This is a genomic window from Myxococcales bacterium, from assembly GCA_016706225.1.
GTDB lineage: Bacteria > Myxococcota_A > Polyangia > Polyangiales > Polyangiaceae > JADJKB01.
Genome location: JADJKB010000021.1, coordinates 335,277 through 361,313 on the forward strand (window position 1 = coordinate 335,277; position 26,037 = coordinate 361,313).

The 26,037-nt window shown below is 67.2% G+C and carries 21 protein-coding genes and 1 pseudogene; 8 read left to right on the forward strand and 14 right to left on the reverse strand.

What is annotated here, in order from left to right; genetic code table 11:
- Window positions 1-104: 104 nt before the first annotated feature.
- Window positions 105-527, reverse strand: coding sequence for a tetratricopeptide repeat protein (locus IPI67_26255; GenBank protein MBK7583684.1), 423 nt, complete (start codon window positions 525-527; stop codon window positions 105-107).
- 227 nt (window positions 528-754) lie between these two features.
- Between IPI67_26255 and IPI67_26260 the strand changes: the two genes are divergently transcribed.
- Window positions 755-2,656, forward strand: a complete 1,902-nt coding sequence (locus IPI67_26260; GenBank protein ID MBK7583685.1) for an ABC-F family ATP-binding cassette domain-containing protein — start codon at window positions 755-757, stop codon at window positions 2,654-2,656.
- 3 nt (window positions 2,657-2,659) lie between these two features.
- Here IPI67_26260 and IPI67_26265 read toward each other — a convergent pair whose 3' ends face one another.
- A complete protein-coding gene (locus IPI67_26265; protein MBK7583686.1) occupies window positions 2,660-3,094 on the reverse strand; it encodes a CBS domain-containing protein in 435 nt (144 codons plus the stop codon).
- A gap of 19 nt (window positions 3,095-3,113) precedes the next feature.
- The gene (locus tag IPI67_26270; GenBank protein MBK7583687.1) at window positions 3,114-4,733 is read right to left on the reverse strand and encodes a hypothetical protein; all 1,620 of its coding nucleotides are present in this window, start codon (window positions 4,731-4,733) and stop codon (window positions 3,114-3,116) included.
- A gap of 180 nt (window positions 4,734-4,913) precedes the next feature.
- Between IPI67_26270 and IPI67_26275 the strand changes: the two genes are divergently transcribed.
- The gene (locus tag IPI67_26275; protein ID MBK7583688.1) at window positions 4,914-5,366 is read left to right on the forward strand and encodes a phosphatidylglycerophosphatase A; all 453 of its coding nucleotides are present in this window, start codon (window positions 4,914-4,916) and stop codon (window positions 5,364-5,366) included.
- Window positions 5,367-5,409: 43 nt separating this feature from the next.
- On the opposite strand, the gene IPI67_26280 is transcribed toward IPI67_26275, so the two are convergent.
- Window positions 5,410-6,258, reverse strand: coding sequence for a hypothetical protein (locus tag IPI67_26280; GenBank protein ID MBK7583689.1), 849 nt, complete (start codon window positions 6,256-6,258; stop codon window positions 5,410-5,412).
- Between the two features lie 100 nt (window positions 6,259-6,358).
- On the reverse strand, window positions 6,359-7,288 hold the full coding sequence (locus IPI67_26285) for an exopolyphosphatase (protein MBK7583690.1): 930 nt from the start codon (window positions 7,286-7,288) through the stop codon (window positions 6,359-6,361).
- Between the two features lie 151 nt (window positions 7,289-7,439).
- Here IPI67_26285 and grxD point away from each other — a divergent pair, with 151 nt between their 5' ends.
- Both grxD and IPI67_26295 read left to right on the forward strand, forming a co-directional pair.
- A complete protein-coding gene (grxD, locus tag IPI67_26290) occupies window positions 7,440-8,363 on the forward strand; it encodes a Grx4 family monothiol glutaredoxin (GenBank protein ID MBK7583691.1) in 924 nt (307 codons plus the stop codon).
- A gap of 10 nt (window positions 8,364-8,373) precedes the next feature.
- Window positions 8,374-8,640: a BolA family transcriptional regulator gene (locus IPI67_26295; protein MBK7583692.1), complete on the forward strand. Its 267-nt coding sequence runs from the start codon at window positions 8,374-8,376 to the stop codon at window positions 8,638-8,640.
- Between the two features lie 445 nt (window positions 8,641-9,085).
- Here IPI67_26295 and IPI67_26300 read toward each other — a convergent pair whose 3' ends face one another.
- From IPI67_26300 to IPI67_26330, 7 genes are all read right to left on the reverse strand, one after another.
- A complete protein-coding gene (locus IPI67_26300; GenBank protein MBK7583693.1) occupies window positions 9,086-9,355 on the reverse strand; it encodes a hypothetical protein in 270 nt (89 codons plus the stop codon).
- A 29-nt stretch (window positions 9,356-9,384) separates the two neighbouring features.
- A complete protein-coding gene (locus IPI67_26305) occupies window positions 9,385-9,609 on the reverse strand; it encodes a PD40 domain-containing protein (GenBank protein ID MBK7583694.1) in 225 nt (74 codons plus the stop codon).
- The gene (locus IPI67_26310) at window positions 9,600-10,385 is read right to left on the reverse strand and encodes a hypothetical protein (protein ID MBK7583695.1); all 786 of its coding nucleotides are present in this window, start codon (window positions 10,383-10,385) and stop codon (window positions 9,600-9,602) included. Before IPI67_26310 ends, IPI67_26305 begins: the two co-directional genes overlap by 10 nt.
- Window positions 10,370-11,761, reverse strand: coding sequence for a hypothetical protein (locus IPI67_26315; protein ID MBK7583696.1), 1,392 nt, complete (start codon window positions 11,759-11,761; stop codon window positions 10,370-10,372). Before IPI67_26315 ends, IPI67_26310 begins: the two co-directional genes overlap by 16 nt.
- A gap of 1,073 nt (window positions 11,762-12,834) precedes the next feature.
- Window positions 12,835-15,015, reverse strand: coding sequence for a hypothetical protein (locus tag IPI67_26320; protein MBK7583697.1), 2,181 nt, complete (start codon window positions 15,013-15,015; stop codon window positions 12,835-12,837).
- A 405-nt stretch (window positions 15,016-15,420) separates the two neighbouring features.
- Window positions 15,421-16,788: a magnesium transporter gene (locus tag IPI67_26325; protein MBK7583698.1), complete on the reverse strand. Its 1,368-nt coding sequence runs from the start codon at window positions 16,786-16,788 to the stop codon at window positions 15,421-15,423.
- 72 nt (window positions 16,789-16,860) lie between these two features.
- On the reverse strand, window positions 16,861-18,717 hold the full coding sequence (locus IPI67_26330) for a carboxypeptidase regulatory-like domain-containing protein (protein MBK7583699.1): 1,857 nt from the start codon (window positions 18,715-18,717) through the stop codon (window positions 16,861-16,863).
- Between the two features lie 209 nt (window positions 18,718-18,926).
- Here IPI67_26330 and IPI67_26335 point away from each other — a divergent pair, with 209 nt between their 5' ends.
- Window positions 18,927-20,378, forward strand: coding sequence for a phosphoenolpyruvate kinase (locus IPI67_26335; GenBank protein ID MBK7583700.1), 1,452 nt, complete (start codon window positions 18,927-18,929; stop codon window positions 20,376-20,378).
- Between the two features lie 83 nt (window positions 20,379-20,461).
- On the forward strand, window positions 20,462-21,715 hold the full coding sequence (locus IPI67_26340; GenBank protein MBK7583701.1) for a protein kinase: 1,254 nt from the start codon (window positions 20,462-20,464) through the stop codon (window positions 21,713-21,715).
- Between the two features lie 194 nt (window positions 21,716-21,909).
- On the opposite strand, the gene IPI67_26345 is transcribed toward IPI67_26340, so the two are convergent.
- Window positions 21,910-22,500, reverse strand: coding sequence for a hypothetical protein (locus tag IPI67_26345; protein MBK7583702.1), 591 nt, complete (start codon window positions 22,498-22,500; stop codon window positions 21,910-21,912).
- A gap of 551 nt (window positions 22,501-23,051) precedes the next feature.
- Here IPI67_26345 and IPI67_26350 point away from each other — a divergent pair.
- Both IPI67_26350 and IPI67_26355 read left to right on the forward strand, forming a co-directional pair.
- Window positions 23,052-24,251: a serine hydrolase gene (locus tag IPI67_26350; protein ID MBK7583703.1), complete on the forward strand. Its 1,200-nt coding sequence runs from the start codon at window positions 23,052-23,054 to the stop codon at window positions 24,249-24,251.
- A 22-nt stretch (window positions 24,252-24,273) separates the two neighbouring features.
- The gene (locus tag IPI67_26355; GenBank protein ID MBK7583704.1) at window positions 24,274-24,828 is read left to right on the forward strand and encodes a hypothetical protein; all 555 of its coding nucleotides are present in this window, start codon (window positions 24,274-24,276) and stop codon (window positions 24,826-24,828) included.
- 30 nt (window positions 24,829-24,858) lie between these two features.
- Here the strand turns inward: IPI67_26355 and IPI67_26360 are convergent.
- Window positions 24,859-26,012, reverse strand: a pseudogene (locus tag IPI67_26360) (isocitrate/isopropylmalate dehydrogenase family protein).
- Between the last annotated feature and the right edge of the window lie 25 nt (window positions 26,013-26,037).

The following is a 26,037-nucleotide window of genomic DNA, read 5'->3' on the forward strand; positions in this document are numbered from 1 at the left end:
AACCGGAAGTCGATTTTCTAGCAGCGAACGCGGGCGAAGGGCCTCCGACGGCGAGAGCCCGCGGACGCCGCCGCCGCACGCCGCACCGCGGGGCGCAGCCGCGCTCAGTTTAACGCACCGCGAAACTGACTGAGCAACGCTTCGCAAGTGGGTTCACCCGGCTGCAACTCGAGCGCGGCCTCGATCTCGGTGATGGCCTGCCTCAGCATGCCCTTCTGCGCGTAGATGCGGCCCAGATTCATGTACGGGAAATGTCGGGGCTCGTAGCGCGGCGCCTGTTTGGCTTTCTCCAGCCACTCGATGGCTTCGTCGAGCTGACCGAGGCGCGACAGGTACGACCCGATGTCGTTGTACGGATTGCCAAACGTCGGGTCGACGGCGATCGCGCGTTTGCACTCCTCGATGGCCTCGTCGAGGCGATCTTGGAATGCATAGGCCCAGCCGCGGAACGTGTACGCCTCGGCGGTCGGGCAGAGCGCCAGCGATTCCGTGTAGAGCTCGACGGCTCGGGCGAAGTCACCGCGCATGTGGTGCTCCTGCCCTTCCAACCAGAGCAGCAGGGCCCGCTCCTCGAGATCACGTTCCGCCACGACGCCTCGGTAATAGCGCCCCGCGAGCCCAGCGTCGATGGCCGAGCGTCCAGAACGCCGAGCGACCTCGCCCAGCGCCCCGAACCGGGGCTCGAAGCGCCGAAGAGTGCGAGCGTGTGGGGCCAGCGCATGAACGAGCGCATTCGCTGCTACGCTGCCGCGCCGTGCCCGTTCTGAACGCCCAACGCCTCGCGAAGTCCTTCGGGGAGCGCGCCTTGTTTCAAGAAGCGACCCTGACCATCACGTCTGGGGAGCGAGTGGGCCTCGTGGGTCGAAACGGCACCGGCAAGAGCACCCTCGCCCGGGTCCTCGCGGGGCTCGAGCCCGTGGATTCGGGCGAGATCTCCCTGCGTCGCGGCGCGGAGGTTCGGTATCTCGCTCAGACTCCCACTTTCGATGCCGAGGCCACGGCGCGTCAGCTCGTGACCGAAGGCCTGGCCGCCTGGGCGCGCGCCAAGACCCGCTACGACGCGCTTGGCGAGCTGATCGCCAGCGACCCGCGCCCGGAGCTCCTGGAGGAGCACGCCGAGCTCGCACACGAGATCGAGCACGGCGGAGGCTGGCAGCGCGACCACGAGGTGGAGGCGATGCTCGGGCACGTCGGCATCGTACGCAAAGACGGCAGCATCGGCAGCATGAGCGGCGGGGAAAAACGCCGCGTCGCTCTGGCGCAAATCCTGATCGCGCGCCCATCGCTCGCCATCCTCGACGAACCGACCAACCATCTGGACGTCGAGACCATCGACTGGCTCGAGCGGTACTTGCTCGACGAGTATCCGGGTGCGGTGCTGCTGGTGACTCATGACCGTTACCTCCTCGATCGTGTGTGCACGCGGACCCTCGAGCTCGATCGCGGCACACTCTCGAGCTACGACGGCGGCTACGAGGCCTACCTCGAGGCCAAAGCCACCCGCATGGCTCACGAGGAGCGCACCCACCAGAACCGCCAGAATTTCCTGCGCAAGGAGCTCGAATGGTTGGCCCGACAGCCCAAGGCGCGCTCGACCAAACAAAAGGCGCGCATCGACCGGGCCGAGGCCGCCAAGGCGGTGAAGGCGCCGGTCGCGGACGAGACCGTTCTGTTGACCATCGAAGCGGCGCGCTCGGGCAAGACCGTGCTGGAGCTCGAGCACCTGGACCTGCAGGTCGCCGGTCGAAAGCTGATCTCCGATCTCACGCTGTATCTGCCGCAGGGTGAGCGCGTCGGCATCATCGGCGTCAACGGCAGCGGCAAGACCACGCTGCTGCGCGCCATCGCAGGTGAGCTCGAACCGAGCGCAGGACGCCTCACGGTCGGCCAGAACACCCGGATTTCGTACTTCGATCAGGATCGCTCGGGGCTCGAACTGGACAAGAGCATCTTCGACAACATCGGCGATCAAGGGCGCTTCGAGATTGACGGGCAGGTGCTCGACACGCGCGGCTATCTGGAGCGGTTCTTGTTCGACTCCCACGAGCAGCGGAAAAAGGTCGGCGCCCTCTCGGGCGGCGAGCGCGCGCGGGTGGCGCTGGCCAAGGTGCTGCGCACTGCCACCAACCTGGTCCTGCTGGACGAGCCGACCAACGACCTGGACGTGGCGACCCTGAGCGCCCTGGAAGAAATGCTGCTGGCCTTCGACGGCGCGGCGCTGGTGGTGACCCACGACCGCTGGTTTCTCGATCGTGTGGCGACGTCGCTCCTTGTGTTCGAAGGCGATGGCCGCGTCGTCCGTCACCCCGGCAACTACGAGACCTACCGCCGGCTGCGAGCCCAGACCAAGCTCGCCGAGCCAGCGGCGGCGGTCACACCCGACAAACCCAAGGCCGCAACGAGCCCGAGCGTGCCTCCCGCAAAACAAAAGGGACTGAGCTACGCCGAACGGCTCGAGCTGGAGAAGCTCCCCGAGCGCATCGAGGCGGCCGGGGTTCTCGTCAAAGAGCTCGAGGCCAAGGTGTCGGACCCGGCGTTCTTCCGCACCGAGACCGCGCAGGTGAAAGACACCTTGGCAGAGCTGGAGGCGGCGAAGCGCGACGAGGGCAACCTGCTCGGACGCTGGGAAGAGCTCGAGACCCGCGCCGGCGGTTGAAAATCAGGCCGGTTCGTCCGCCGGGGGATCGAGCGCCAAGAGCAGCTCAGCGTACGCACGACACACGTCGGTGGCGGTCACGATGCCCGCCAGGCGGCCGTCCCGCACTACCATGGCGGAGTCCACGCGACGGCGCGCCATCTCCCGCACGACCTCGTCCATCCTCACGTGCAGCTCGACGACGTAGGGCTCGGTGTCACACAGCTCGCGGAGTGCGATCTCCTGTTCGACGCCGGCGGCCGTGGAAACGACGGCGGCGATCTTCAGATCTCGCTCGGTGACGACCCCCACGAGCTCACTGTCCTTCTTGATGGGGAGGTGCCGGATGCCATGTTTTTGCATCAGCTCACGCGCGGCGCGCGTGTCCTCGCCGACCTCGATGAAATGCGGGAAGGGCGTCATGACGTCCTTCAGCGCCGGGATGCGTCGCTGCGACATGGGGCTTGGCAAGCGGGCCTCAGCTCTTGACGTTGCACGTGAGCTCCTGGCTCACGAGCTCGTCGCCGTCTTTGGTGCCCTGGATGTAGACCGCCATGAGCTTGCCGCCATCGATGGCAAACAGGCTGGACTCGACCACTCCACCCGACCCGGTCGTCACCTCGAACGGTTTGCCGACTGCCTTCATGTTGGCATCGACCGGGAGCACCATCAGACGTGCGTCACGACGCTTGCCTGAGTGCACCGACAGCCAGCGCTGGCTGCCTGCAAGCGCAAAGCTCGGCTCGGACAAGGACGCATCCATGCCGTCGAAGACGGCTTTGTCGAGGTTGGTCGGCAGGCCGTCCCCGATCTTGCCGATGCGCAGCTCGTAGGTGTCGCCGCTCACCTTGAACGAGGTCAGGAGCAGCAGGTTCGAGCCATCCGGAGCGAGCTCGACCATGCCCGGCCATCCACCGCGGTAACTCTTCACCTTGCCCGTGGGTTTGTGCTCGCTGCTCAGGATGAAGCTGACCAGCGTGCCGCGATAGCGCGCCGCCAGCAAGATCGAGCCGTCCGAGCGCTCGGCCGCGGTCGGGGCCTCCCAGGTGTGGAGGTCTTTCGGCTCCTTGGGCAGCGGCACCTTGTCGAGCATGTAATACCCGCCGCTGGCGTTCGGTTGAACGAAGAGGCGCATGCTCCACTTCACCGTATCGTCGCTCTCGGGCTCGCCGTGCAGCTCGCTGCCGAGTCCCCACACGTCGCCGTCTTTGTCGACGAAGGTGCGGCAATCGCGGATCTCGCGCAGAGCCGGCTTCTTTTCGCCTTTGTCCGCCTCGGCCTTGCCGGCCTCCGGCGCAGGAGCGCCTGCGGGTTTGTCCGGCTCGGCCTTCGCAACGCCGCCGGCCGCCGTCGGATCGCCACGCAAGCCGGGTTGTTTCAGCCGACTCAATGCGCGCAGAGCCTTGCCAGCCGAGAGCCGCGTTGGGTCCGTCGAGGTCGACGGCGGCGCGACGGCGACCGGAGCGGCAGACTCTGCCGGCTTGGCTGCCTCCTTCGCCGGCTCTTTCTTGTCGCTCTTCTTCGCGTCCGAGTCGATCAGCGGCTTGGCGTCGTAAGCGAGCACGACCTGCTTGTTCTGCACCAGCTCACAGGCAATACGCCGACGTTTGTTCTCGTACTTGTCGCGATAGTCGGCGTACGCGCTGACCTTGCCGTCGGCGCCCTTGAAGGGGGTCACCCGCTGCAAGTCGCGTTTGCCTTCGTTCTTTGGGATGTCCTTGGCGAGATCCGAGCCGTCGGCAATCGCGACGTTGATGAGCTCGCCCTTGCCCTGTTTGTCGAGCACGAGCACCCGGGGTTTGTTGCCCACCGCCACGCCGAGCGCGAGTTTGTCGCCCATCTGAACCGGCGTGATGCCCGTGCGACGGTTCGCCCACTTCGCCCACACCTTGCGTTCGCCAGCGCTGCACAGCGCTCCGGGATCTTCGGGGCGCAAATCCTGACTCGCCGCCGCGGCGGGTGCGCCCGAAGCAGCAGGCGTCGCCGTGCTCGGCGTCTCGGCGCTGCCGCCGGCGTTCTTGTCTTTGTTGCAGGCAACGGCGCCCAAGGCCGCGAGTGGGATGAGCGGTGCGATGAAGCGGAAGGTCGTTCGGTTCATGCGGTGTGCTTGCGCGCTCCGGCGCGTCGGCGCGGGGGCGGCCCCTGTTCGAGTCGCCGGAGCGTAGGGTGAGCGGCGCCTCCGCGACAACCGGGAAGCTCGCGCCCCGGCCGAAGTGGTCGATCCAACGAGGATTCGGCTTCTGCGTGGCGACCTCTGAGCGTATCGTCGGCGGCACGCATGGATTCGGCTCTGATTGCCCGTGTGGTTGCCACCTGGTTCGGCTGCGGGCGCTCGCCGGTCGCACCGGGCACCGTGGGGACGCTGGGCGCGCTGCCTCTGCACCTCGCGTTGCGCCTGCTCGGGCCCATCCCTTACGCAACGACCGTGGTCTTGATCACCGCGCTGGGCACCTGGGCCGCCAACCGCGAGGCCGAGCGCCTCGGCGAGGAAGATCCTCAGAGTGTCGTGGTCGACGAGGTGGCCGGCGTGCTCCTCGGGCTGCTCATCGCGCGGGGAGCGGGCGTCAAAGCCGAGCTGCTCGCCGTTGCTTTGTTTCGTTTGTTCGACATCTGGAAGCCAGGGCCCATCGACGCGATCCAGCACCTCGAGCCGAAGGGAGTGGGCATCATGGCCGACGACATCCTGGCCGGAGCTCTGGCGGGCGTCGTGGCGCGCTGGGTCGCGCGCTGACGTGACAGAGAGGTCGGGCGAGAGAGCGCGTGCTCGACGCAAGTCAGGGCTGCGCGAGCAACCACGCGAACGCTTCGCGCATCACGCGCTCGGCCTCGGGCCCGAATTCGCCGTGGGCTGCGCTCGGAAATAGATCGAAGCGAACCGGAATGTGGTGGGCTTCGAGCGCCCATAAGCCGGTGCGCATGTGGGTCGTGAGCTCGAGCTGTCCGCCGAGGATGGCGACGGCGTGCGCGCCGGCGAGGTGCCGCGCCGACGGCGCCACCGGGATCCCCGCCAGGATGACTCGGGGATAACGCTCGCGTTGGGCAGCGTGAAGCTCTTGTGCCCGCGTCGCACCTTGTGAGTATCCCATCAGCACCACGTCGCTGGCATCGAAGGCGTCCCCGCGGATCTCGCCTGCCCTCGCCAGCGCGGCGCGCACGCGCGCTTCCAGGCGACGGGTGTCGGGCCCCCAGTAGTGGCGCCCGTTCTTGCCGCAAGAGCGATCGCCTTGGAGCGCGATCAACGTGCCGAGCTCGGCTGCCACGCTCGACCATGCGCGCGGAGCGCGGGGATCCCCGCAGGCGCCGTGCAGATACACGATGGCGCGGCGCGCGCTCGGGTGGCCGTGCGCCACGGCAAGCTCCGCGTCACCGGCGACCTGCACGCTCACGAAGACGCCGGGCTCGTAGCTTGGTGCGGGCGCGGGCTGAGGTGGCGGATCGGAGGGTGCGTTGGGCGGGGCTGCCGATGCGACGGGGGTGGGCGCGACCGGCGTAGGCTGGGGAGGCGAGGGGGTCGTGCGCGGCGGAGCCCGTGCCGCGAGCGCGAGGGGCGGAAGCTCGGCGGGGGTGCACCCGAGCGCGGCGCCGAGGGTGACCCCTGCGAGGCGGCGAAGTACGGGCTGCATACCTGAAGCATGACGCGCTCGGCGGGGGCACGCATCAACGCGAGCTCAGGAGCGGCGGTGCGAGCGGCGGCGGCGCGACGCGCGGCGCGCGCCAGGAGACTCAACCGTCCTGGTTGATCAGCTCGATGAGCTCGTCCAGCACGGCCGCCGCCTTGTCGTTCTCGACCTGGCAGGTGCCCGCGGCAACGTGCCCGCCGCCGCCGAACGTCAGCATCAGCTCGCCAATGTCGGTACGCGAGCCGCGATCGAGGATCGACTTTCCGACCGCGAATACCGTGTTCTGCTTCTGTTTACCCCAGAGCACGTGAATCGAGATGTTGGTCTTGGGGTAGAGCGCATAGATCATGAAGCGGTTACCGGCGTAGATGGGATCTTCATCCCGCAGATCGAGCACGACCAGGTTGTCATGCACGGTCGAGCAACGCTGGAGCTGCGCCTTGAACTTCTCCTCGTGCTCCCGGTAGAGGTCGATGCGCTCCTTGACGTCGGGCAGCTCGAGGATCTGCTCGATGGTCTGGGTCCGGCAGGCGTCGATCAGCGCCATCATCAGCTGGTAGTTCGAGATGCGAAAGTCTCGAAAGCGGCCGAGTCCCGTCCGGGCATCCATCAGGAAGTTCAAGAGCGCCCAGCCCTCCGGGTGCAAGATCTCCGCTTCGCTGTACTGAGCCGAGTCGCCCTGGTCGACCGCCGCCATGATGTCGTCGCCGACATTCGGCAGCTTCGCCTTGCCCCCGAAGTAGTCGTAGACCACACGCGCCGCCGACGCCGCCTTCGGGTCGCAGATGTGATTGTCGCGCTTGCCCACCCGCAGGATCTCGCTGTGGTGGTGGTCGAAGACGAGGTGCACTCCCTCGACGTACGGCAGGTTGGTCGAGATGTCCCGAGCGCTGACCTCGACCTTGCCGTCCTGCATGTCCTTCGGGTGGACGAACAGGATGTCGTCGATCATGTCGAGCTCCTTCAGCAAGACGGCGCAGACCAGGCCGTCGAAATCGCTGCGGGTGACCAGACGGTACTTCTCGGTGCTCATGAGAGAGCTTCTGGCACGCCGGGACCCCGGCGAAAATGGGGAAGCGCGGCCGCCCAGGGACCGCCGCCAAGTTGCGCGTTCTCCCCGGCGAGCTGGGCCAGCACCGGCCCTGGGGGCTCCCCGTCGAAAGCGTGCTACGCAGCCAGACCCCATGGCCCTCAGCGAAACCACACGCCAGCAGATCTCCGACTTGGTGAGCACCCACCACGTCCTGTTATTCATGAAGGGAACGCGCGGCGCTCCCCAGTGTGGGTTCTCAGCCCAGGTCGTGCAGATGCTCGACGACCTCGTGCCCAGCTACGAGACCGTGAACGTGCTCGAGTCGCCGGAGCTCCGAGAGGGCATCAAGGAGTATTCCCAATGGCCGACCATTCCTCAGCTGTTCGTGGCGGGTGAGCTGGTGGGCGGGTGCGACATCGTGCGCGAGCTACACGCGGCGGGTGAGCTGCCGAAGCTGCTCGGCGTCGACGACAGCGCGCCGCCCCAGCCGAGCATCACGCTGAGTGAGGGCGCCGAGCGTGCGTTTCGCGGCGTTCTCGGCGACGCCGGCGACGACGTCCTGAGGCTGAAGATCAGCGCCGACTTTCGCAACGACCTCTTTTTCGGACCGCGCGAGCCCGGCGACATCGAGGTGGTCTCACGGGGGCTCACACTCCACCTCGACCGCGCGACTGCGCGACGAGCCGACGGACTCCAGATCGACTTCATCGAACAAACAACCGGCGGGGGGTTCAAGCTGGAGAACCCCAACGCGCCAGCGGGGGTGAAGCAGATCGAACCGCAAGCGCTCGCAGCCCTGCTGGCGGAGAAGAAGGTGCTGCTGTTCGACGTGAGGCCGGAGCGTGAACGCGCCCTCGCGAGCATTCCAGGGGACCGAGCGCTCGACGACGAGGGGCAGGCTTTCCTGATGCAGCTCGACAAGAGCGCAGCCGTCGCTTTCTACTGTCACCACGGCATCCGCAGCCGGGCGGTCGCGGAGCAGTTGCTCGCTGCCGGATTCTCGAATGTGCTCAACCTGGCGGGAGGCGTCGACGCCTGGTCCCAGACCGTCGATCCCAAACTGCCGCGCTACTGAAGGCCGAACCATGTCGTCCCATCCCACTGATTTTCAGGGCTCCGTCACCGACGCGCTGCGCGAGGCCATCGAGCGGGATATCCCGGACTCGAAGGCCGAGGTCAGCGGAGGCGGCGGCCACTACACGCTCGAGGTGGTCTCCCCCGCCTTTGCCGGCAAGGGGCTGCTCGAATCCCAGCGCATGGTCTACGCCGCCATCACACACCTGATGAAGGGCGACATGGCGCCAGTGCATGCCATCGACACACTGAAGACCCGCACGCCCCCGACGAAGTGAGCCGTCGCGCTCCCCCGCGCGGTCCGCCCGCCCCCCCGCGCGAGACCGGTGGCCTCTCGCTTCGCAGAGGATTCACAGGAAGAAGACGGAAGGACCGAGATTTAGCGGGACTCAGCGAACGGCAGAACGACCGGGGCATGCTCCGTTCAAATCCAATCCCTCTGCCCTTCCGACTTCCTGTGCAATTTCTGCCTCTTCGATTTCGCCTTCAGCTCAACGAGACGACTGTTGGCGATGCCAATTCGATGATCGAAGCGCCGCCCGCAAACTCGAACGGCGGGCGGACGATTCGATGTCGGGAGCGGCTCGGTGGAACGCTCCGCTACTACTACCGGGATGCGGCTTGATTCTTCGCGGACCAGTTTTGGTACAGTACGGGCAAGCGCGGGGCCGACACGCTCGCCAACATGGCATCTACACGCCTGCGTGTCCCGCCCGACACGACCTAGCCTCCGTCGGCTGCGGCCGGCCACGCGATGTGGACGAGGTACGTGTCCAGGAAGCCAGCGTCGTTGGCCAGTGACAGGGTTCCGACGACACCAGACGAGATGGGTTGTGGAAACGCCACCGGGCGCAACGGGTCCGTCAAGGCGGCGGGCTTCGTGCCGTTGGTGCTGAACCATACCGGCGCGGGGAGCTCCCAGATGAAGTGATCCGCAGGTAACTGAGTCGGGATGCCTGCCCAGGACTGCCAAGCCAGTCTGCCGTCAACCAAGCGAGGAAACGACTTAATGATGGGGTTCGTTAGAGTCCCACGTGACGCGTGTCGTTCCCCGACACGAGGTCTCTTATGTAAACCTCTCCACCGCTGGGGTCGAGATACGTCGTAACCGCTCCATTTTGGCCCGGATCGCGCGTATCGATCCAGGCTGCGGTCTTGCCATCCGGCGAAATGCTCCCGGCGATATCCTCGAACTTGCTGCTGCCGAGCTTGATGGTCGTGCCCTTGTCGAAGTCGATCAGATCCACGAAGCCTTCGCCGGCACACGTCGCCAGGCCGTTGCTCGCGCCCTCGATGATGATACACCGCCACCGGGAAGCCACTTGAGCGATCCATCACGCAAGTCGAACCGGTAGATGGCGTCCGGTGGGCCAATCTCCCAGTAGGCGAATGGATGCGCGAAGGACGTCGTGATGGTTCCGGCAGAACCGTCGCTCGATGAGACGATCTTGGCTTCGCCCGTGGTGAGCGACCGGACGATCCGCAGGCTCCCCCACCACGTCCTCACCGTATAGAAGATCATGTCCTTCGAGACCGACGGACCGCCCCCTGCCGCGACCCCCTCCGGCCACCCCTTCCCATCGTCGACCACGTACTCCGTCTCCGTCTTCAAGTGCACCGCATGCACTCGCCCGCCCGGAACGACCTGAAAGACCGCCCACTCGTCATCGGCACGCGGGCGGCGCTGGCCAGTGCCCTCGGGCTCCGTTTCCGCAATCACCTTGCAGCCCGCACCACAGCCCTTTGCACGCCGAGGCCCGGGCGGCACGACCTCGAACGACGCCGGTTTCGTGTCGTGCCACACCGGATCCCAGGGTGGCGTCGGGTGATCGGGAGGCGAGTCGAGCTCCACATCCGGCTTTCCCGTCTCGCTCGCGGCATCGACGTCGGGTGCTGCGTCCGGCTTTGGCGACGTGCTCTCTGCCGGACTCGAGCAGCTGCCGAAGCTGCGCGCCAATGTCAGAACGGCCGCGCCCCCAAGCGCGACGCCAAGCAAGCGCGCGATGGCTACTGTGCCAGCCACGCCACCTCCACGCCGCCGCTAGGCGTGACGCGCGCGCGGTAGGGGCCGCTCTGCTCGCTCTCGACCCAGTCGGCGACGTCGTGTTGTCCATCGAGCGTCATCGCGGCGCCGAGGAGGAGGACCCCGAGATCCGTCTTCTGGTGCGGGTGCTTCCCGACCACGTACACGCGATCCGAAGTGGCGCGAAGGTCCAGGACCTTGCCGGTCACGCTGGTGACGTCCAAGAGCGAGAGTTGTCCGGACGCATCCCAGGTCAGCCGGAAGACGTCGTTGCCGTGCGCGAGCTCGACGTGCTTCCCGTCGAAGGTCACGCGCGACGGGAGGTCTTCACCCGCGCCCCCCGCGGCCGGCGGAAGCGTGCACTGCTTTCCGCTCTTCTTCGGCGCAGTCGCGCTCCACTTTCCCTTGACCATCGCGAGCTCGATCTCGCTCGCAACCCCGAGCGCGCCAGTGTCGTTGGGCTGGAGTAGCGCAGCGCCGTCCGAGGTGGCGACGAGCCAGCCGCGGAGCCCGACGCTGGCGATGCTCTCGGTCCGGCAGATCGCAATCCCGCTCTGGAGCACCTGAAGGGCTCCGTCCACCATGGCGACTCTGGCCACTTGCTTTGCGGTGGCCGCGAGGACGACGTTGTCGCGCACCGCAATCGCGGTGATCGGTGCGCTCAGGTCGACGCTGGCCACGAGCGCGGCGCCACCCTGCTCGAGGAGCGACCAGCGCTCGAGCTTCTGGCCGCGAGCGATCCAGAGCGTCGAGTGCTCGAGCGCGATGTCGCGCGCCGCGGCACCGGGGAGCACGAGCGAAGCGGCGGCCTGCTCGGTGCGACCGAGCTCGCAGGTGCCAGCGGCGCAGGCGGCACCAGGCGTTCGCCACCAGTCGCCGCCGCTCGCGCAGCGACGGGCGATCGAGCCGTCGGCGCAAGTGCGAGCGCGCGCCTCTTTGGTCGCCATGTCGGCCTCGACCCAGCCCCCGAACTCCGAGCGTCGCACGGAGTGCACGACGCCCGTACCCGCGACGTAGCCCGGTGCGCTCCACCAGATCGCCTCGCCGGTGAAGCCGCTGGCGAGAACGAGCCCGCTCGGATCGAGCGCCTGCGCCACCGGCGTTTTATCTGCCACGAGGCGCTCGGCCACGCCATGCCCCGCTCGCAGCGACCACAGATCGGCGTGGGCAGCGCCGTCCGCGCCGACACCGCCGCCGTAGATCAGGCCCTCGCCCTGAACGTCCCAGCTCAGAACAGGGCGAGCGCGTGCCGGGAGCTGCCCGGAGGGGACGACGGTCTCGAAGTGCCCGCTGCGCCAGTCGATGGCGATGACGTCGCTCGCGAGCGCGGCGCTCGATTCGCCGCCTGCGCGATAGAGGCCGTGCTCGCGCAGCACGTAGGCCGCATTGGCGCGCGCCGGAAGAGCGGCGGGGAGTGCGATCTCCGTCCACGATGCCGCGTCGACATCGAAGGAGCGAAGCCACGCAGGCGCTCCCGCCCGCTCCTCCCCGAACGCCACGACGTGCCGCCGTCCTCGGAGCCAAGGAAGAAGTCCGCGCGGGAAGTGCCCGCGGGCGCGCTCGCCGATCCAACCACCGAGTAGACGACGACGCTCTCATCGACACCGACTGGGGCCAGGATCCAAATCCGATCGCCGAGCGCGTCGGAGAAGCCGTCGGAGCGCAGGCGAGCGCTGGCAGCGGCCACGAGCCGCGGGAAACCCGCATCGTCAGGGCCGGCAGGGAGCGCGGTGATCTGCCAGCCCGCACTGACCTCGGGCGGTCCGCAGTTGCTGATGAGGCAGTCGAGGGAAGCGAGCCCACCGTCCGGCTGCACGACCTGCACGGCCTGGGTCAGCCCCGAGGCGAGCTCGACGACCTTCACCGCGGCCGGGTCGACGGTGCTCTTCACCACCGCGCGCAACGCCGCGCCGAGCGGGTCGAAGCACTTCTCGATGGGGATGCACTTGCTGTACGGGATGAGCCAGACCGACTGGTCCTGAGGTGTCCCGTAGATGTGGTTGCACTCGCTCGGGATGTTCTTGTTGAGGCCGAGGTGGGGTTCGGACGGCTGCGCGAACGATTCGCTGAAGTGCGTGCGGAGGCTGCCCGTGCGGCGGAGCTTGTCCTGAGCCGAGAGTTTGCTCTCGGATTTCGTCGGATCGTTGGAGCGGATCCAAGGATCCACGTCGGCGTGCTGGCCCACGGGGCGGTTGAAGGTCTTTGCCTTCGGCGCGAAGACGTCGCTGTCCTGGGGGAAGCTCGTGCCAGGGATGACGCCGTCCAGGAAGGTGCGCGTCGCGAAGGTGAACCCCACCGTCGACTTCGCGTAGCTGCCGCCGAACGCGCCCTGCCCGAGCTCGAACCACTCGGGACGGAAGTGCCCGGGGTAATTCGTGCGCTCGGTGATCCACTCCCAGCCCAGGTGGTAGACTTTGGGGGTCAGGTCCCCGGGGACCTTGGGGCAGGTCTAGCCGGGCGGGCAGAAGGCGGAGGCGGCGACGGGCGCGGTGGTCGTAAACGGAATGCAGTGGTCCACTGCGACCCCGCTGACGATGTCGGTCTTCCGCGCGCAATTGGGATACTCCTGAGGGAACCAGCTCCGATTGGTGTTCAGTTGCTGCGGTAGCGGCGACGCCCGCGGGCACTCGCCCGTCTGCTCATTGAAGCACACCACCTCCCTGACCGCCGGGCTCTTGTCGAACGCGCTGCACGCGCAGCGGCGCGGGTCCACGCGCACGGCCGCGCCGTGCTTCTTTGCCTCCTCCAGGCGCTGCGCGTAGGTCTTACCGCTGAAGGCGAGATCGTTCGAGCTCACGCCGCGGAGGGGGACCGCGTCGACCCGGATCTTCGACTCCCCGAACTGCGTGAATTGCTGGCAGACGTCGCCCGTCACCAGACCGGCGTAGGCCGGCTCTTGCCAGATCTTGGCGTTCTCGTATGGATCGCAGAGCGAGCCGCGCTCGATGAATCCGGTGTCGTTCGGGCGCGGCCGGTAAGGCGAGAGGTCCTTCCCGTCGTCGTCGTAGGCGCCGTAGCTCGCGTTGCCGGTGTCGCTCACGAACACTGATTTTTCGGCCCAGAGGTTCCAGTTTGGGAGCTGGTCGGCGGAGCCGCCCGGGGTGGCTGGGCAGAAGTCGGCTCCGTTCGTGACCGTGTCCTGGTCCGTGTCGAGCCACCCGCGGCGCTTCGGATCTTCGAGCAGCCCCGGCGCTGGCGCGTAGGCGCGCAGGTTGTGGGTCGCGTAGCCCTTCCCGATCCACGTGTCCCGGTAGTTGGGGTTCGGGTCACACGCCTTGCCGACGCCGTCCCCGTCCGGATCGGAGTGATCGAACGTCGCCGAGGGCTGCGTCGGGCAGAGGTCCTCGAAGTTGAAGGAGCCGTCGTCGTCAGTGTCGAGGTTCTTGGCGCCTTTGCGACCGACGATCTGGGGAAGTGGGGTGGACTCGCAGCCGTTCTCGAACAAGCCGCCGCAGAAGAGGTTACCGCTCAGAAAAGACGATCCAAAATAGATCGAGCTGATGTTTCCGATGAATTTCGAGGAGTGAGGCGCGCCCGCGGGGTTCTTGCGGTCTCGGCAGTTCCCTGGGGGACCGTACGGTGCCGTGTCGATGCCGGAAGGAGGAAACGCACAGAGCCCCACCCGCTCGGCGAGAGCCAGGCAAGCATCGGCAGGAGGCTTCGGCGGGCAGGTCGTCCCAGCGGCGGGAGCGCAGTTGCACGCGAGGTCGTGGACCAACTTCGCAGACGCGCAGGCGCTGACCCAGTCTTCGCCTACGGCGTTGCCGGGGCCGCGAAGGTCTCCCACGTTGCTGAACACGAGCGGCGAAGTGGTGAGCGGGTAGTGCATCTTGAGCACGGGAGGGACCGAAGCGCCTGTCCCGTCGACTTGGTCCCACATCTTGATCGGAGTCCAGCAGCCAAACACCAGGCTCCCGCTGCAGTCTTCCCAGTAGCGCTCGACGAAATACGGGATGACGTTGAGGTAGTAGTGATGCTTGCCCCACGACGAAAGCACGATCGGATGGCCGTCCGGATCGAGCGCGAGGGTCTCGACTTGGAAGGCCGGCGCGCACACGTACTTGCGGTACACGATGTAGTCGGAGTCTTCATCCAAGACGCATTTCGGCACCGGGTCGTCGGATCCGGCGAAGTCGCGCCACCACACTTGTATCCCGCCTGCGCTCACGAAGACGAGCTCGGCCACCCAGCGCCCGTCGGGCTTCTCGGTGAGCTCGACCACAACGGTCAGGCTCGTGCTGTCACCCGGATGCGCGTTCGTCCCCTGGCCGAACGGGAAGTGATCGTAGTAGCCCCCATCGCGTGCATAGAGCGTCGCGTAGGTGATCTCGACGACGAGCGTGCCGCTCTCCCGGCGGGGCGAGGCGTTGAACGCGACGAAGGGCTCCTGCCCTCCGGGGAACTGCGCACCGGACAGGCGTGCCGGCTCGCCCGACGCAAACCGAAGGACTGGCACGAAGCGCTCGGCAAGCAGTCCCTCGATCTCGTCGTCGAGCCCGTCATCGTCTTCGTCGATCTCGCACTCGAGGGCCGACGGCGTCGCTCGATGCGGAACGAACGGTGAGCGCGGTAGCTCCCAGACCCGGCTTCCGCCGGTGGTCTTGCCGGCGTCAGCGCGAGCGCTGGTCATGACGCTGGCGAAAATGAGCGTTGCCGCGATGAGCCAGCGTGTGAACGCGCGTCCGGAAGTGCTGCCCCCCCCCGAAATTTCCCTGTAAAACCGCTCTCGACGGCTTGACTCGAGCCACGTGTAACCGCCTCATGACGCCGCTCCCCGCGGAGATGACCGACGCACCCCGCACGCGCAAGCCTATCAGCGATGGTGGCGGTGTGCGACGAGCACTCGCCGGTCACCGAGAAAGATGTGAGAGCGACGCGCAGGGTTGCGCACCTCGGGCTGCCAATCCGAGCACGAGCCGCAACCCCGTAGTGTTCGAAAACCCAGCCCGCGAAATCGCCGCCGATTTTGCCAAGCCACGCTCAAATCCAATCCCTCTGCCCTTCCGACTTCCTGTGAAATTTCTGAACTTGCTTCTCAGAGCAAGATCGCCGTGGCCAGCCGCAACGTGAGGAAGAACCCGCACAGGTCGGTGAAAGTCGTCAGGATCGGGCTCGCTGCCAGCGCCGGGTCGATGCCGAAGCGCCGCAGCACGAGCGGGACGGTCCCGCCGATTGACACGGCAACCACGCTGTTGATCGCCATCGCTCCGCCGATCACCACACCGATCAGCGGCCATTGCCCGCCGCGCATGACCCAGGCGATGGCCCCGAGCAACGCGCCGAGCACGAGCCCGTTGACGACGCCCACGCCCAGCTCCTTGCCCAGGGTCCGCAGCACGTCCGTGGGTTTGAGCACACCGAGCGAGAGCTCACGGATGCTCACGGCGACCGACTGATTGCCGGCGCAGCCGCTCATGTCGCTGAGCATTGGTAGGAAGATGGCCAGCGCGGTCACCGCCGCGATGGTCGGCTCGTAGATGGCCACCACACTCGCGGCGATCAGATTCAGGGCGATGTTCGGGCACAAGAACGCGAGCCTTCTCAGCACACGCGGGCCAAACGGCATCGCTCTCAGCTCTTCGCCGCCGATGATACCGCCGAAGGCGAGCAGGGTACGGTCTGCCTTCTCGGCTCGCGCGGCCTCGACCGCCGCGCGGCGCACCACCCCCACCAGGCCACCGGCGGCGTCCACCACCGGCGCGGCGAAGAACGCGTGGTCGTCGAAGAACGCGTCCAGCTGTTGGGGTCTGTCCGTCACCTGAACCCGAGCCGGGTCTTCGATCATGATCGACGCAATGTCCCGGTCACCGGGGGTGAGAACGAGGTCGCGCAGGCGCAGCACCCCCACCAGCTCCCCGCTTCCCTGCGTGACGTACAGATACTGCACGTCGAACTCGGCATACCGCTCGGCGTTGGTGCGCAGATCGTCGAGCACCTCAGCGACGGTGCGAGTCGACGGGTGCGCCAGGTACTCGGTGATCATGAGCCCACCCGCGGTGTCCGGGGGGTACTGCACCAAGCGGCGAAGATCCGCGGCCTCACTTGGGTCGAGCAGCGCGAGGATCTCCTGCGTGTGCCGGTCGTCGTCGATCCCGGACAGGATGTCCGCGCGATCATCCGAGTCCATCGCCTCGACGATGGCCGCCGCCGCCGCCGGCGGCATCACGCTGATCAGGGTCGCCGCCTGGGTGTCGAGCAGGCGCTCCATCAGCGTGGCGGCGAGCTCCGGATCCGATGACGAGAGCAGCTCCATCAAACGCGCCAGGTCATCCGCCCCGATGCGCCCAAGCTCGTAGCTGACGTCTTCGGGGGGCAGCCCCTCGAGGAGGGACTGGATCGCTGCAACGTCACCGCTGTCGATGCGCTCCTCGAGGCTGCGCTCGTCCGGCGTCTGATCTTCCATCGACGCACCAATCGCACGCCGCCGCGCCGGCGGGAAAGTGCGTGGCGGGAGCACTCGCTCCCCGGGTCGAATTCAGGACCGCGGTCGCCGCCGGGCCCGGCGCCTGAGCAGCGGCAGCAGACCGACCCCCACGCCGAGGAACCAGAGCGCGGGGGCCGACGAACCGCCGACCCTGCAGCCACACCCGCCGTCGTCGTCCGAACCGCCTGTGTTTCCCCCGCCCGAGCCGCCGGTCGAGCCCGCGTCGGTACAGGCGCCCGCGTCGCAAGGCGCCGGTAGCCCGAACGTCTCCTCGGCCTCCTCCATGAGGTGGCCGAAATACGGCGCCGCGACGTCTGCAAGCGGCTTGCCGTGGCCATCCTGCGTCCACTGTTTGGCATCGACCAGCGCGCGCCAGGAACGTCGATAGATCAAGCGCGCACGCACGTGCAGCTCACCACCATCCTGTGGCACGGCGAAGCTCAGGTGGGTCGTGTCCTTGCCCAGGGGCGGGATGCGGTTGTCCGAGAGGATGCTGGTGGCGTCGGTGAAGAAGGTCGGTCCCTTGCCCGCCGCATCACCGTTGACCTTCGCGTACAGCTTGCCCGGCAGTCCGGCGAAGTAGCCCTGCGCGGGATCGCCCACGCCGCCGAGGTCGTGGATCACCTCGCTGCCGGTGTACTCGAGCTTCTTGCCGTCATCGGCGCGCCAGGCCTCGACGAGCAAGATCATGTTGCGGATCGTCACTCCGGTCGGCACGTGGTGGCCGGTCTTGTCGTTGTCGATCGTGACGTCGACATCGATGCTCGTGTCCGACTTCGACGCCTGCATCGTCATCGTCACCGCGTTCTCCAGGAACTCCGGCGTCGTGCCCGGGAAGGCGTGGGAGCGCACGTCTCCCGGCGGGCGTTTCAGCTGCGGGAACTGGATGGAGCAGGCCTGGTTCGCGTTGGTCGGCTGCATGTGGCAGTCGACGCAGGTCGCGTGTTTTGCGTGGCTCGGATCGGCGTAAGGTGAGTCGAGCCACTCCTGATACGTCGGCTCACTGACGACACCGTTGGGCTCCTCGAAGTCTCCGTCCTCATCGGGATCGTTTTTGTCCTGGTGACAGGCAGCGCACACCTGCGCCTTCAGCTGCGGTTGATAGGCAGCCTTCATCGTGTTCGCCGCTTCGAATGTCACGTCGCCCAAGACCCCGAACAGGATCTGCTCGGGGGCAGTGCCGCCAGGTTTTGCGAGGGTGACGACCCCGGGCCAGAGACCTGGAAAGTTCGGCTTGGTCGCGTCGATGTCGGCGATCTTGTGGCAGACCTCACACGAGACGCCGTGGGTCACCGCCGGGGTCTTGGCGCCGTACGGGTCGAGCGGCGAGTAGGGTTTGCTCCACCAGGTCTCGGGCTCGTGGCAGGACGCACACTCACTTGCCGGGTTCTTCTTGGCGAGCACGCTGTCGCGTGTGTAGACGAATCCGCCCATGCCGCCGGGAGTCGCACTGCCGTCGTACACGTCGTACACCCAGGTGTTCGAGCCGGCCTTGCCCATCGGCGAGTCTTTCCAGGCCGTGAACTGCTGATCGTGACACGTTCCGCAGCTCTCGGGCGCCTTGGGTTGATACGCGGGATCGGTGCTGGTGGGGATGGCCTGGAGCACGATGTCCGCCGCAGTCTTCGGAGCGGTCACGGTCACGTAGCCGTAGAAGAAGCCGCGTTTGGCCGCGACGATGTTCAGCTCGGTCCCGGTCACGCTTGGGAGCGAGTAGGCGCCGGTCGCGTCGGTCTTGGTCTCCGTGGTGCTCGCCTGCAGCGTGACGATCGCGTCGGCCAGCGGTTGGTTCGCGGCGTCACGCACGACACCGGAGACTTGCGCGGAGGCGGAGTGCACGCCGAACAACAGGACCAGAGCGACCGGCAGCGCTACGCCCGCGGCGCGCGCGCATTTTTTTCCAGGCACGTCCGGATTCTGAGCGATCGGGTGAGTCCTCCGCACTGACGAGTGTCATGCAAATCCGGGTTTCGCAGCGCTCTTTTGGCGCTCGCGTGGCGCACCGGGGTGCCAACGACCGCACCTTCACGCGGCCGGGCGACCCCAGCGCGCTCGGTCGGACTTTCCGCACGGGAGCAGTTCCATCGGAGCGAAAACCGCCTTAAGCCATGGCGGCCATGAAGACCTCCCTCGGCGCCACGGACATCGCAGCCCTCGTCTCCCCCCTCAGCGACGCGGAGCAGCGCTTCGTCCAGCACTTCCCGGGCGAATCCGGCGCCCGACAGCCGGTGCACACCGTCTACGGCGGGGCCCACCTGTTCAAGTCGGGCACTGCCAAGAAGCTCGGGGACCTGGGCCTGCGCTCTCTCACAGCTTACGCGCCCGACCCCTTCACACTCGCGCGTGCCCTGGGTTTCCCCGGCGCGGACTCGATGCCGGGCGGCGTCGCCGAGGCGGAGAGCTTGGCGCGTACGCTGCGCGAGAACCCCGAGCTCGGCCGGCGCACTCATCGTCACGCCGCCCACGCGGTGGTGGTCTACGATCGGGTGAAGGAAAAGCTCGCGCGTGAGCCCGTCGAAGATTTCCGGATCGACTTCGAGGACGGCTACGGCAATCGCCCGGACGCGGAAGAAGACGGCCACGCCGTTCAGACAGCGGAAGAGACCGCCAAGGGCATGGCGGAAAAAGTACTGCCGCCCTTCATCGGCATCCGAGTGAAACCGCTCTCGACGGAGCTCCGAACCCGCAGCATCCGGACGCTCGATCTGTACGTGACGCGCCTTGCGGAGCTGACGGGCGGCAAGCTTCCCGACAACTTCGTGGTCACGCTGCCCAAGGTGATGATGCCGGAGCAGGTCGTGGCGCTCGGCGGCCTGTTCGCCGCCCTGGAGAAGAAGACCGCGCTCGCGCCCGGCTCGCTGAAGATGGAGCTGATGATCGAACAGACGCAGGCCATCATCGGCGGCGACGGACGCGCAAGCCTACCGAGCCTCATCGACGCCGGTCAGGGTCGAGTCGTCTCGGCGCACTTCGGCACCTACGACTACACCGCCAGCTGCAGCATCACGGCCGCGCACCAGAGCATGACGCACTTGGCCTGCGATTTTGCCAAACACGTGATGCAGGTCTCCCTCGCCGGCACGGGGATCTGGATGAGTGATGGCGCGACCACCGTCATGCCCATCTCGCCCCACACACAGGCAAAAGACGGCCCGCCGCTCAGCGCCCGGCAGGTCGCGGAGAACCTCGAGAGTGTGCACCGATCGTGGAAGCTCCACTTCGACCAGGCCACTCACTCGCTGGTTGGCGGCTTCTATCAAGGCTGGGACCTGCACCCGGCGCAGCTCGTGACGCGCTACGCGGCAGTCTACGCGTTCTTCCTGGGCAGCCTCGATGCAGCCAGTGAGCGCCTGCGGAACTTCATCGACCGCGCAGCCCAGGCCACGCTGGTTGGAGATCTGTTCGACGATGCCGCAACGGGCCAAGGGCTCTTGAACTATTTCTTGCGCGCAAAAAACTGCGGCGCCATCACGGAAGACGAGGCGCGGACGCTGAGTGGGCTCTCGGCGGAAGAGCTCGCCTCGCGCTCGTTCGCCAAGATCCTGAACGGCCGCCGGAAGCACGCCTGAGCGCGCTCTGGCCGCGCGTGCGCGCTCGCTGCCCGAGCGTGGGTGGACGAGCTGTCTCCGCTCTGTAATGCTCGGTCCGGCTCATGTTCGTGTGTCAGGAGTGCGGCCGCTCGTTCCAGCAGGCGGGGTTTTGCACCGAAGACGGCGGAACGCTCGCCGACGGTGGCGACGATCCGTTGCTCGGGCAGATGGTCGGCAGCTTCCGCATCTGCAAGCAGATCGGAAAAGGTGGCATGGGCGCGGTCTACAAGGGCGTGCACCCGACCATCGGCAGCCGTGCCGCGATCAAGTTCCTGTCCCAAGAGTGCAGCCAGCACCCGGCGCTCGTGGAGCGCTTTTTCGCCGAAGCCAAGGCGGTGAACCTGATCCATCACGACAACATCGTGACGGTCTCGGATCTGAGCACGATGGCGGACAAGCGGCCGTACATCGTGATGGAGCTCCTCGATGGCGCGCCGCTCTCGTCGTACATGGAGCGGTCTCGCGGCCTGCCGCTCGGCACGCTTTGTCGTACCCTCATCGAGCTGCTCGATGGCCTCGGGGCGGCACACGCCAAGGGCATCGTTCACCGCGATCTGAAACCCGACAACGTCTTCATCTCGCCGACCGGTCGGGTGAAGATCTTGGACTTTGGCATCGCCAAGCTGCGCCCCGAGCAGGGCGGCATCAGCGACGCGACGCGCACCGGTTCACTGCTCGGCACTCCTCAATACATGTCGCCCGAGCAGGCTCAGGGCATGCACGTCGACCACCGTGCCGATCTGTACGCGGCGGGTGTGATCTTGTTCGAGGGTGCAACCGGGCAGCGCCCGTTTCCGGCCCAGACCCTGTATGAGCTCCTGAAGGCGCACGTCGAGGAAATGCCGCCGGCCCCCAGCTTGCTCCGTCCCGACACCCCGCCGCCCCTCGAGACGGTGCTGCTGCACGCGCTGCAGAAGGATCCGGCGTATCGCTACCAGTCGGCGCAGGACTTCAAGCTCGCCATCGAGCAGTGTCTGCCCTACCTGCCGCCCGAGAGCTTCGTGCCCCTCGGAGAGACCCCGCGCTCGCCCCATGCCAACCTGCCGAGCCACCCGAGCTACGCGACTCCCCACGCGTACGTGGCAACGCCGGCCGGACCCTACGCCCCCGGACCCGCGCACTTCGGCGCGCCGCTCGCGACGCCGGCGCCGACCCTACCGTCACCCTACGCCCAGATGGCGCCGCCCCCAGCCCCGCACCCAGCGACCCGCAGCTACTCGTGGGTGTGGATCGTGCTCGGCGTGCTGCTCTTCTTGATCATGATGTGGACCCTCACGTGGTGTGGGGCGTGCGCAGTGGGGATGGGGGCGGGGTAGCGCAGGGCCAGCGGGCGCGGGCACGGAGGGAACGCGCTCTAGAACACCGATCAGCTTGCGCTGCTCGTGTTCTAGGACCTTTACGTTGGGGCTGCGCCCCAAACCCCCGGCCTTCGGCCGTGCGCGCTCCGCGCGCGAGCGCCGAACACCTTGCAAGTCCCGGAAAACAAACGACGTTCAACCTGTTCGGCGCTCTAGCTGGCGGAAGGACGACGCTCCCTGAGCGCGATGCGGTAGAGCCAGCGGTGGCGGGTCGGAGCCGTCGCGTCGACCAAGATCATCACGTCACCGCTAGCGCCCCGATACGGAGCCTCATCGTGAAAGGTGAGCGCCGTGGCTCGTGTGTGCTTGCGTCCGTCCAGCTCGAACTCGAACGTCGAGATCTGGGTCGGAACGAAGGCAGCGATCACTCGCTCGATGACGCCCAACCCCCTGAACGCGCCGCCCAGCCGCCGACTGAGCGCCTCGGGCTCCGCGGAGATTCGCCCGCTGACCAAACACCCGCCGTCCAGCAGGCGCCGGTAGACCACGTTCAGCGCAGGTCGCAGCGTGAAACGAGCTACGACGGTGGCAAATGCCGCCTGGAGTACGACCATCAAGACCGAACCGCCACCTCCGCCGGCGAGCGCGCCTTCGGTACCGATCTCGCCCGCCGTGCGCGCGAACCAGAGCAGGCGGCTCAGCGCACTGACGGCGAAGAGCAGCGCAAGCAGCAGAAACGCTCGCTGCGCAGTCTTGTCCAGGGAGCGTGACAGCGCCGCTTTGACCTCGCGCTCGGTCGGCACGCCTCAGATTTACCATCCATCGATCGACACCGGCCGGCGCGCGGCCCGGAGCAACGTCGCGCTCCGCAAGTTTTTCAGAACCTCGCCAGCGACTGCGAGCCAATCCCATGCCCGGTGCGCTTCGGCGCAGGCGGCGTCATCGACGAAACGAGCACATTGCCGGCTGATCCGAGGCGTCCAAAACCAAGGCACGGAAACTGCTCTAGGGGGAGGGTGCTCAAATCCAATTGCGCGCGCCGCGCTGGGCTTTTGTCCTTGGTTTTGTCGGTGCCGTTCCTGACGCTTGGTTGTTCGGGGGACAGTGACTCGGGACAGGGGACGGGAGGGAACGGCGGCGCGACAGGTGGCACGGCGGGCGCGGGCGGCGTTGGGAGTGCGAACAGCGGCGGCGGCGCAGGCGGAACGGCGGGCATGGGAGGCGCTGCGGGAACCGGCGGCGCTGCGGGTGCAGGCGGCGCGGCGGGAACGGGTGGCGCGTCCGGCGCGGGGGGCTCCGGTGGTGCGTCGGGTTCTGGCGGCTCGGCTCGAGCGGGGCAACCTGCGGGGACGGCGTGGTCGCCGGCACCGAACAGTGCGACGACGCAAACAAGGTCGACAACGACGCTTGTCACAACGACTGTACGCGGCCGACCTGCGACTTCGTCGACGGCTCTGGACACACCGCGATCGCGGCCGTGGCCGCCAACCTTGGCGGCGGCCAGCCCCTGGCCGTCTCGATGGCCAACAGCAAGGTGCCGGGGGTCAGCATAGCCATCCGAGATGTCGACGGAGTCATCTACACGGCGGTATTCGGCAACGCGAACAACCAAACCTACGACTCGAAGGCCCCGGCGCTCAGCGCATCGACGCTGTTTCAGGCCGCGTCCATGGGCAAGGCCGTATCGGCGCTGGCTTACCTGCTGAGCGGCGTCGCCGCGACCACCAAGGACGTCGACATCACTCCGACGTTGGTCGACCTCGCCATTCCTCCCTACGCGCTCACGCCAACCCAGCTCCTGTCCCACAGCGGTGGCACCGCACCGCATGGTTTTGCCGCCGGCTATCTGGAAGGGGATCCGCTTCCGACGACGGAACAGATCGTGCTCGGCAAGAGCCCGGCTTCCTCCGCGGCAGTGAGCTTCGACGCCAGCAAGAAGGGGATCTTTTCGTATTCGGGCGGCGGATACATGCTCTGGCAACTGTGGCTCGAGCGCGTCACCAAGCAGCCGCTCGGCGACTTCGTGCGCGACAACCTGTTCCTGGCCGCAGGCGCAAAACGCTCGAGCTTCACACAACCGATGACGGCGGCCGTCGACCACGACGCGGCCTGCGGGCGCTCCCCCTATCTCGACACCAACAAGATCTGCCGGAAGGTGTACGCCGAGCGGACCGCGGCCGGTCTCTGGACGACGCCAGCCGAGCTCGCGTGCATGACGAAATACGTCACCAAGGAGCGGCCCGACGTGCTGAAGGTGGTTCAGTCGAAGGCGCTGTGGGTGGACTTCAACAACGGCAACTATCCCCAGGTGATGGGAGTCGGGCTCTTTCACCGCCCGGCCAACGGAGTCGACGAGAGCGCGGGCCATTTGTACGAGCACTCGGGCGTCAACGAGGGTTTCCTGTCCCAGATGGTGTTCTTCGACGACGGACGCGCGATCGTGGCGATGGACAACGGTGTGTCGGCGAACGGCGGGATCTCGGGGTTCGTGGTCCGGGGGCTGTGTCGGGAGCTCAAATGGCCGTGCGAAGGCAAGAACGTCGCGGTGAAGTGAGCCGCGCGCTAGCCTGCGCGTGATGACCAAGCCGAGCGGGACACGGACCTCGCGTGGACGCTCGCGCTGGCCGTGGGTGGCACTGGTGGGCTTCGCCTGTGGGCACACGTCGGAGCCACCACCGCGCGCAGTGGAAACCCAAGGCCAAGCATCCGCCGCGCCCGTCGCACGAGACGCCGGGCTGGGCGAAAAAGAGGGCGCGGACGCCTCGGCGCCGGACGACCCAACACCCCTCGACGCGGCAGCAGAGGCCGACGGCTCTCCCCCGCTGCCCACGCCGGGGAGCCCCAAGCCTCCAGAAATCTCGTCGAAGCGGGCGGCCCGCTGTCAGCGCGACGCCGAGTGCGCGATCGAGACCGTCTACGACTGCTGCGGCGGTTGCCCCTCGAGCCCGGTCAGCGCCATCAGCGCCGCCGCGAACCGCAAATCGGCGGCTCGGCTCAATCGAATGTGTGCGGTCATCGACATGGATTGCAGCATGCCGCGTTGTACGCCGCTGCCCTCCGGCTGCCGCTTCGGGGCTGTCTGCCGCAAGGGTTGGTGCGAGGTCAACGCGACCGCGGGCTGCAGTGAATGAGCCTGGGCTCTCGAGGAGCCGCCGCAGCGCTCACAGCCGCGCGTCGAGCTCGGTGAGAATGGCGGCGGTGGTCTCCGACATCTTCGCTGCGCGCTCCGTTCCGACCAGATCGTAGGTGAGCGGGGCGCCGGCCGCGAGGACCGCGCGCACCGCAGCTTCGATGGCGTCGCCGCCCCGCACCAGGGCCGTGTCCTGTTGTTTGTCACCCAGCCAGCGCAGGGCCTCGCCGCTGGCCAAGATCATCGCCATCGGGTTGACTTTGTCCTGCCCCGCGTGTTTCGGCGCCGAGCCGTGGATGGGCTCGAACATGGCGTGGCGGTCGCCGACGTTACAGCCCACCGCGAGGCCCATGCCGCCTTGGAGCACGGAGGCCAGGTCGGTGATGATGTCGCCGAACATGTTGGTCGTCACGACCACGTCGTAGTACTCGGACTGGCCGATCAGCCACTGCATGAACGCGTCAACGATCGCCACGTCCTGCTCGATCCGGGGTAGTCGCGGCCAATCTCGGAGAAGACCTCGGCGAACAACCGACAGCCCGCGAGCACGTTGTTCTTCACTAGCACCGTGACCCGGCGCTTGCCGTCCTTCGGTGCGCCGTTGCGTTTCTTGGACAGCTCGAACGCCAAACGGATCACTCGCTCCGAAGCAACCCGGGTGATGACCCGAACGTCCGTCGCGACGGTCGCGCGTCCACCGGGGCTGAGAGTGCCGCCCATGCCGGAGTAGAGGCCCTCGCTGTTCTCGCGCACGAACACCATGTTGACGTCGCTCGGCTTCCAGACCTGTTGATGGCGCCCCGAGATGCGATGCTGAACCCCTTCGTACAGCCGCACGGGGCGAATGTTCGCGTAGAGATCGAGGCGCGAGCGGTTGCCGAGCACCGCCGAGTAACCCGCCATGTGTCCGTTCGGCATCATCACGGGGCCCTTGCCGCTCGGTGACGGCCAGCCGACCGCGCCGAGCAAGACGACGTCGGCGCTGCTGCATCGCTCCTCGGACCCTTCGGGCCAGTCGCGACCGTGCTCGAGGAAATACTGGCCACCGCAGGGGATCTCTTCGATGGCAAACCGCACACCGACTCGGCTCTCCACCCGCTCGAGCACGCGCCGCGCCTGCACCGCGATCTCGCGCCCAATGCCGTCGCCCGGGAGCAGCACGACCTCGTAGCTCTGTTTCGCCATGTCAGTGGCAATGCCCGCGGGGCTC

What these genes read in the sequence shown, in the direction of transcription:
- IPI67_26255 (MBK7583684.1), bottom strand. Translation starts at nt 527, where the DNA reads ATGCGCGGTGACTTCGCCCGAGCCGTCGAGCTCTACACGGAATCGCTG.
- IPI67_26265 (MBK7583686.1), bottom strand. Translation starts at nt 3,094, where the DNA reads ATGTCGCAGCGACGCATCCCGGCGCTGAAGGACGTCATGACGCCCTTC.
- IPI67_26270 (MBK7583687.1), bottom strand. Translation starts at nt 4,733, where the DNA reads ATGAACCGAACGACCTTCCGCTTCATCGCACCGCTCATCCCACTCGCG.
- IPI67_26275 (MBK7583688.1), top strand. Translation starts at nt 4,914, where the DNA reads ATGGATTCGGCTCTGATTGCCCGTGTGGTTGCCACCTGGTTCGGCTGC.
- IPI67_26280 (MBK7583689.1), bottom strand. Translation starts at nt 6,258, where the DNA reads ATGCAGCCCGTACTTCGCCGCCTCGCAGGGGTCACCCTCGGCGCCGCG.
- IPI67_26285 (MBK7583690.1), bottom strand. Translation starts at nt 7,288, where the DNA reads ATGAGCACCGAGAAGTACCGTCTGGTCACCCGCAGCGATTTCGACGGC.
- grxD (MBK7583691.1), top strand. Translation starts at nt 7,440, where the DNA reads ATGGCCCTCAGCGAAACCACACGCCAGCAGATCTCCGACTTGGTGAGC.
- IPI67_26295 (MBK7583692.1), top strand. Translation starts at nt 8,374, where the DNA reads ATGTCGTCCCATCCCACTGATTTTCAGGGCTCCGTCACCGACGCGCTG.
- IPI67_26320 (MBK7583697.1), bottom strand. Translation starts at nt 15,015, where the DNA reads ATGACCAGCGCTCGCGCTGACGCCGGCAAGACCACCGGCGGAAGCCGG.
- IPI67_26325 (MBK7583698.1), bottom strand. Translation starts at nt 16,788, where the DNA reads ATGGAAGATCAGACGCCGGACGAGCGCAGCCTCGAGGAGCGCATCGAC.
- IPI67_26335 (MBK7583700.1), top strand. Translation starts at nt 18,927, where the DNA reads ATGAAGACCTCCCTCGGCGCCACGGACATCGCAGCCCTCGTCTCCCCC.
- IPI67_26340 (MBK7583701.1), top strand. Translation starts at nt 20,462, where the DNA reads ATGTTCGTGTGTCAGGAGTGCGGCCGCTCGTTCCAGCAGGCGGGGTTT.
- IPI67_26355 (MBK7583704.1), top strand. Translation starts at nt 24,274, where the DNA reads ATGACCAAGCCGAGCGGGACACGGACCTCGCGTGGACGCTCGCGCTGG.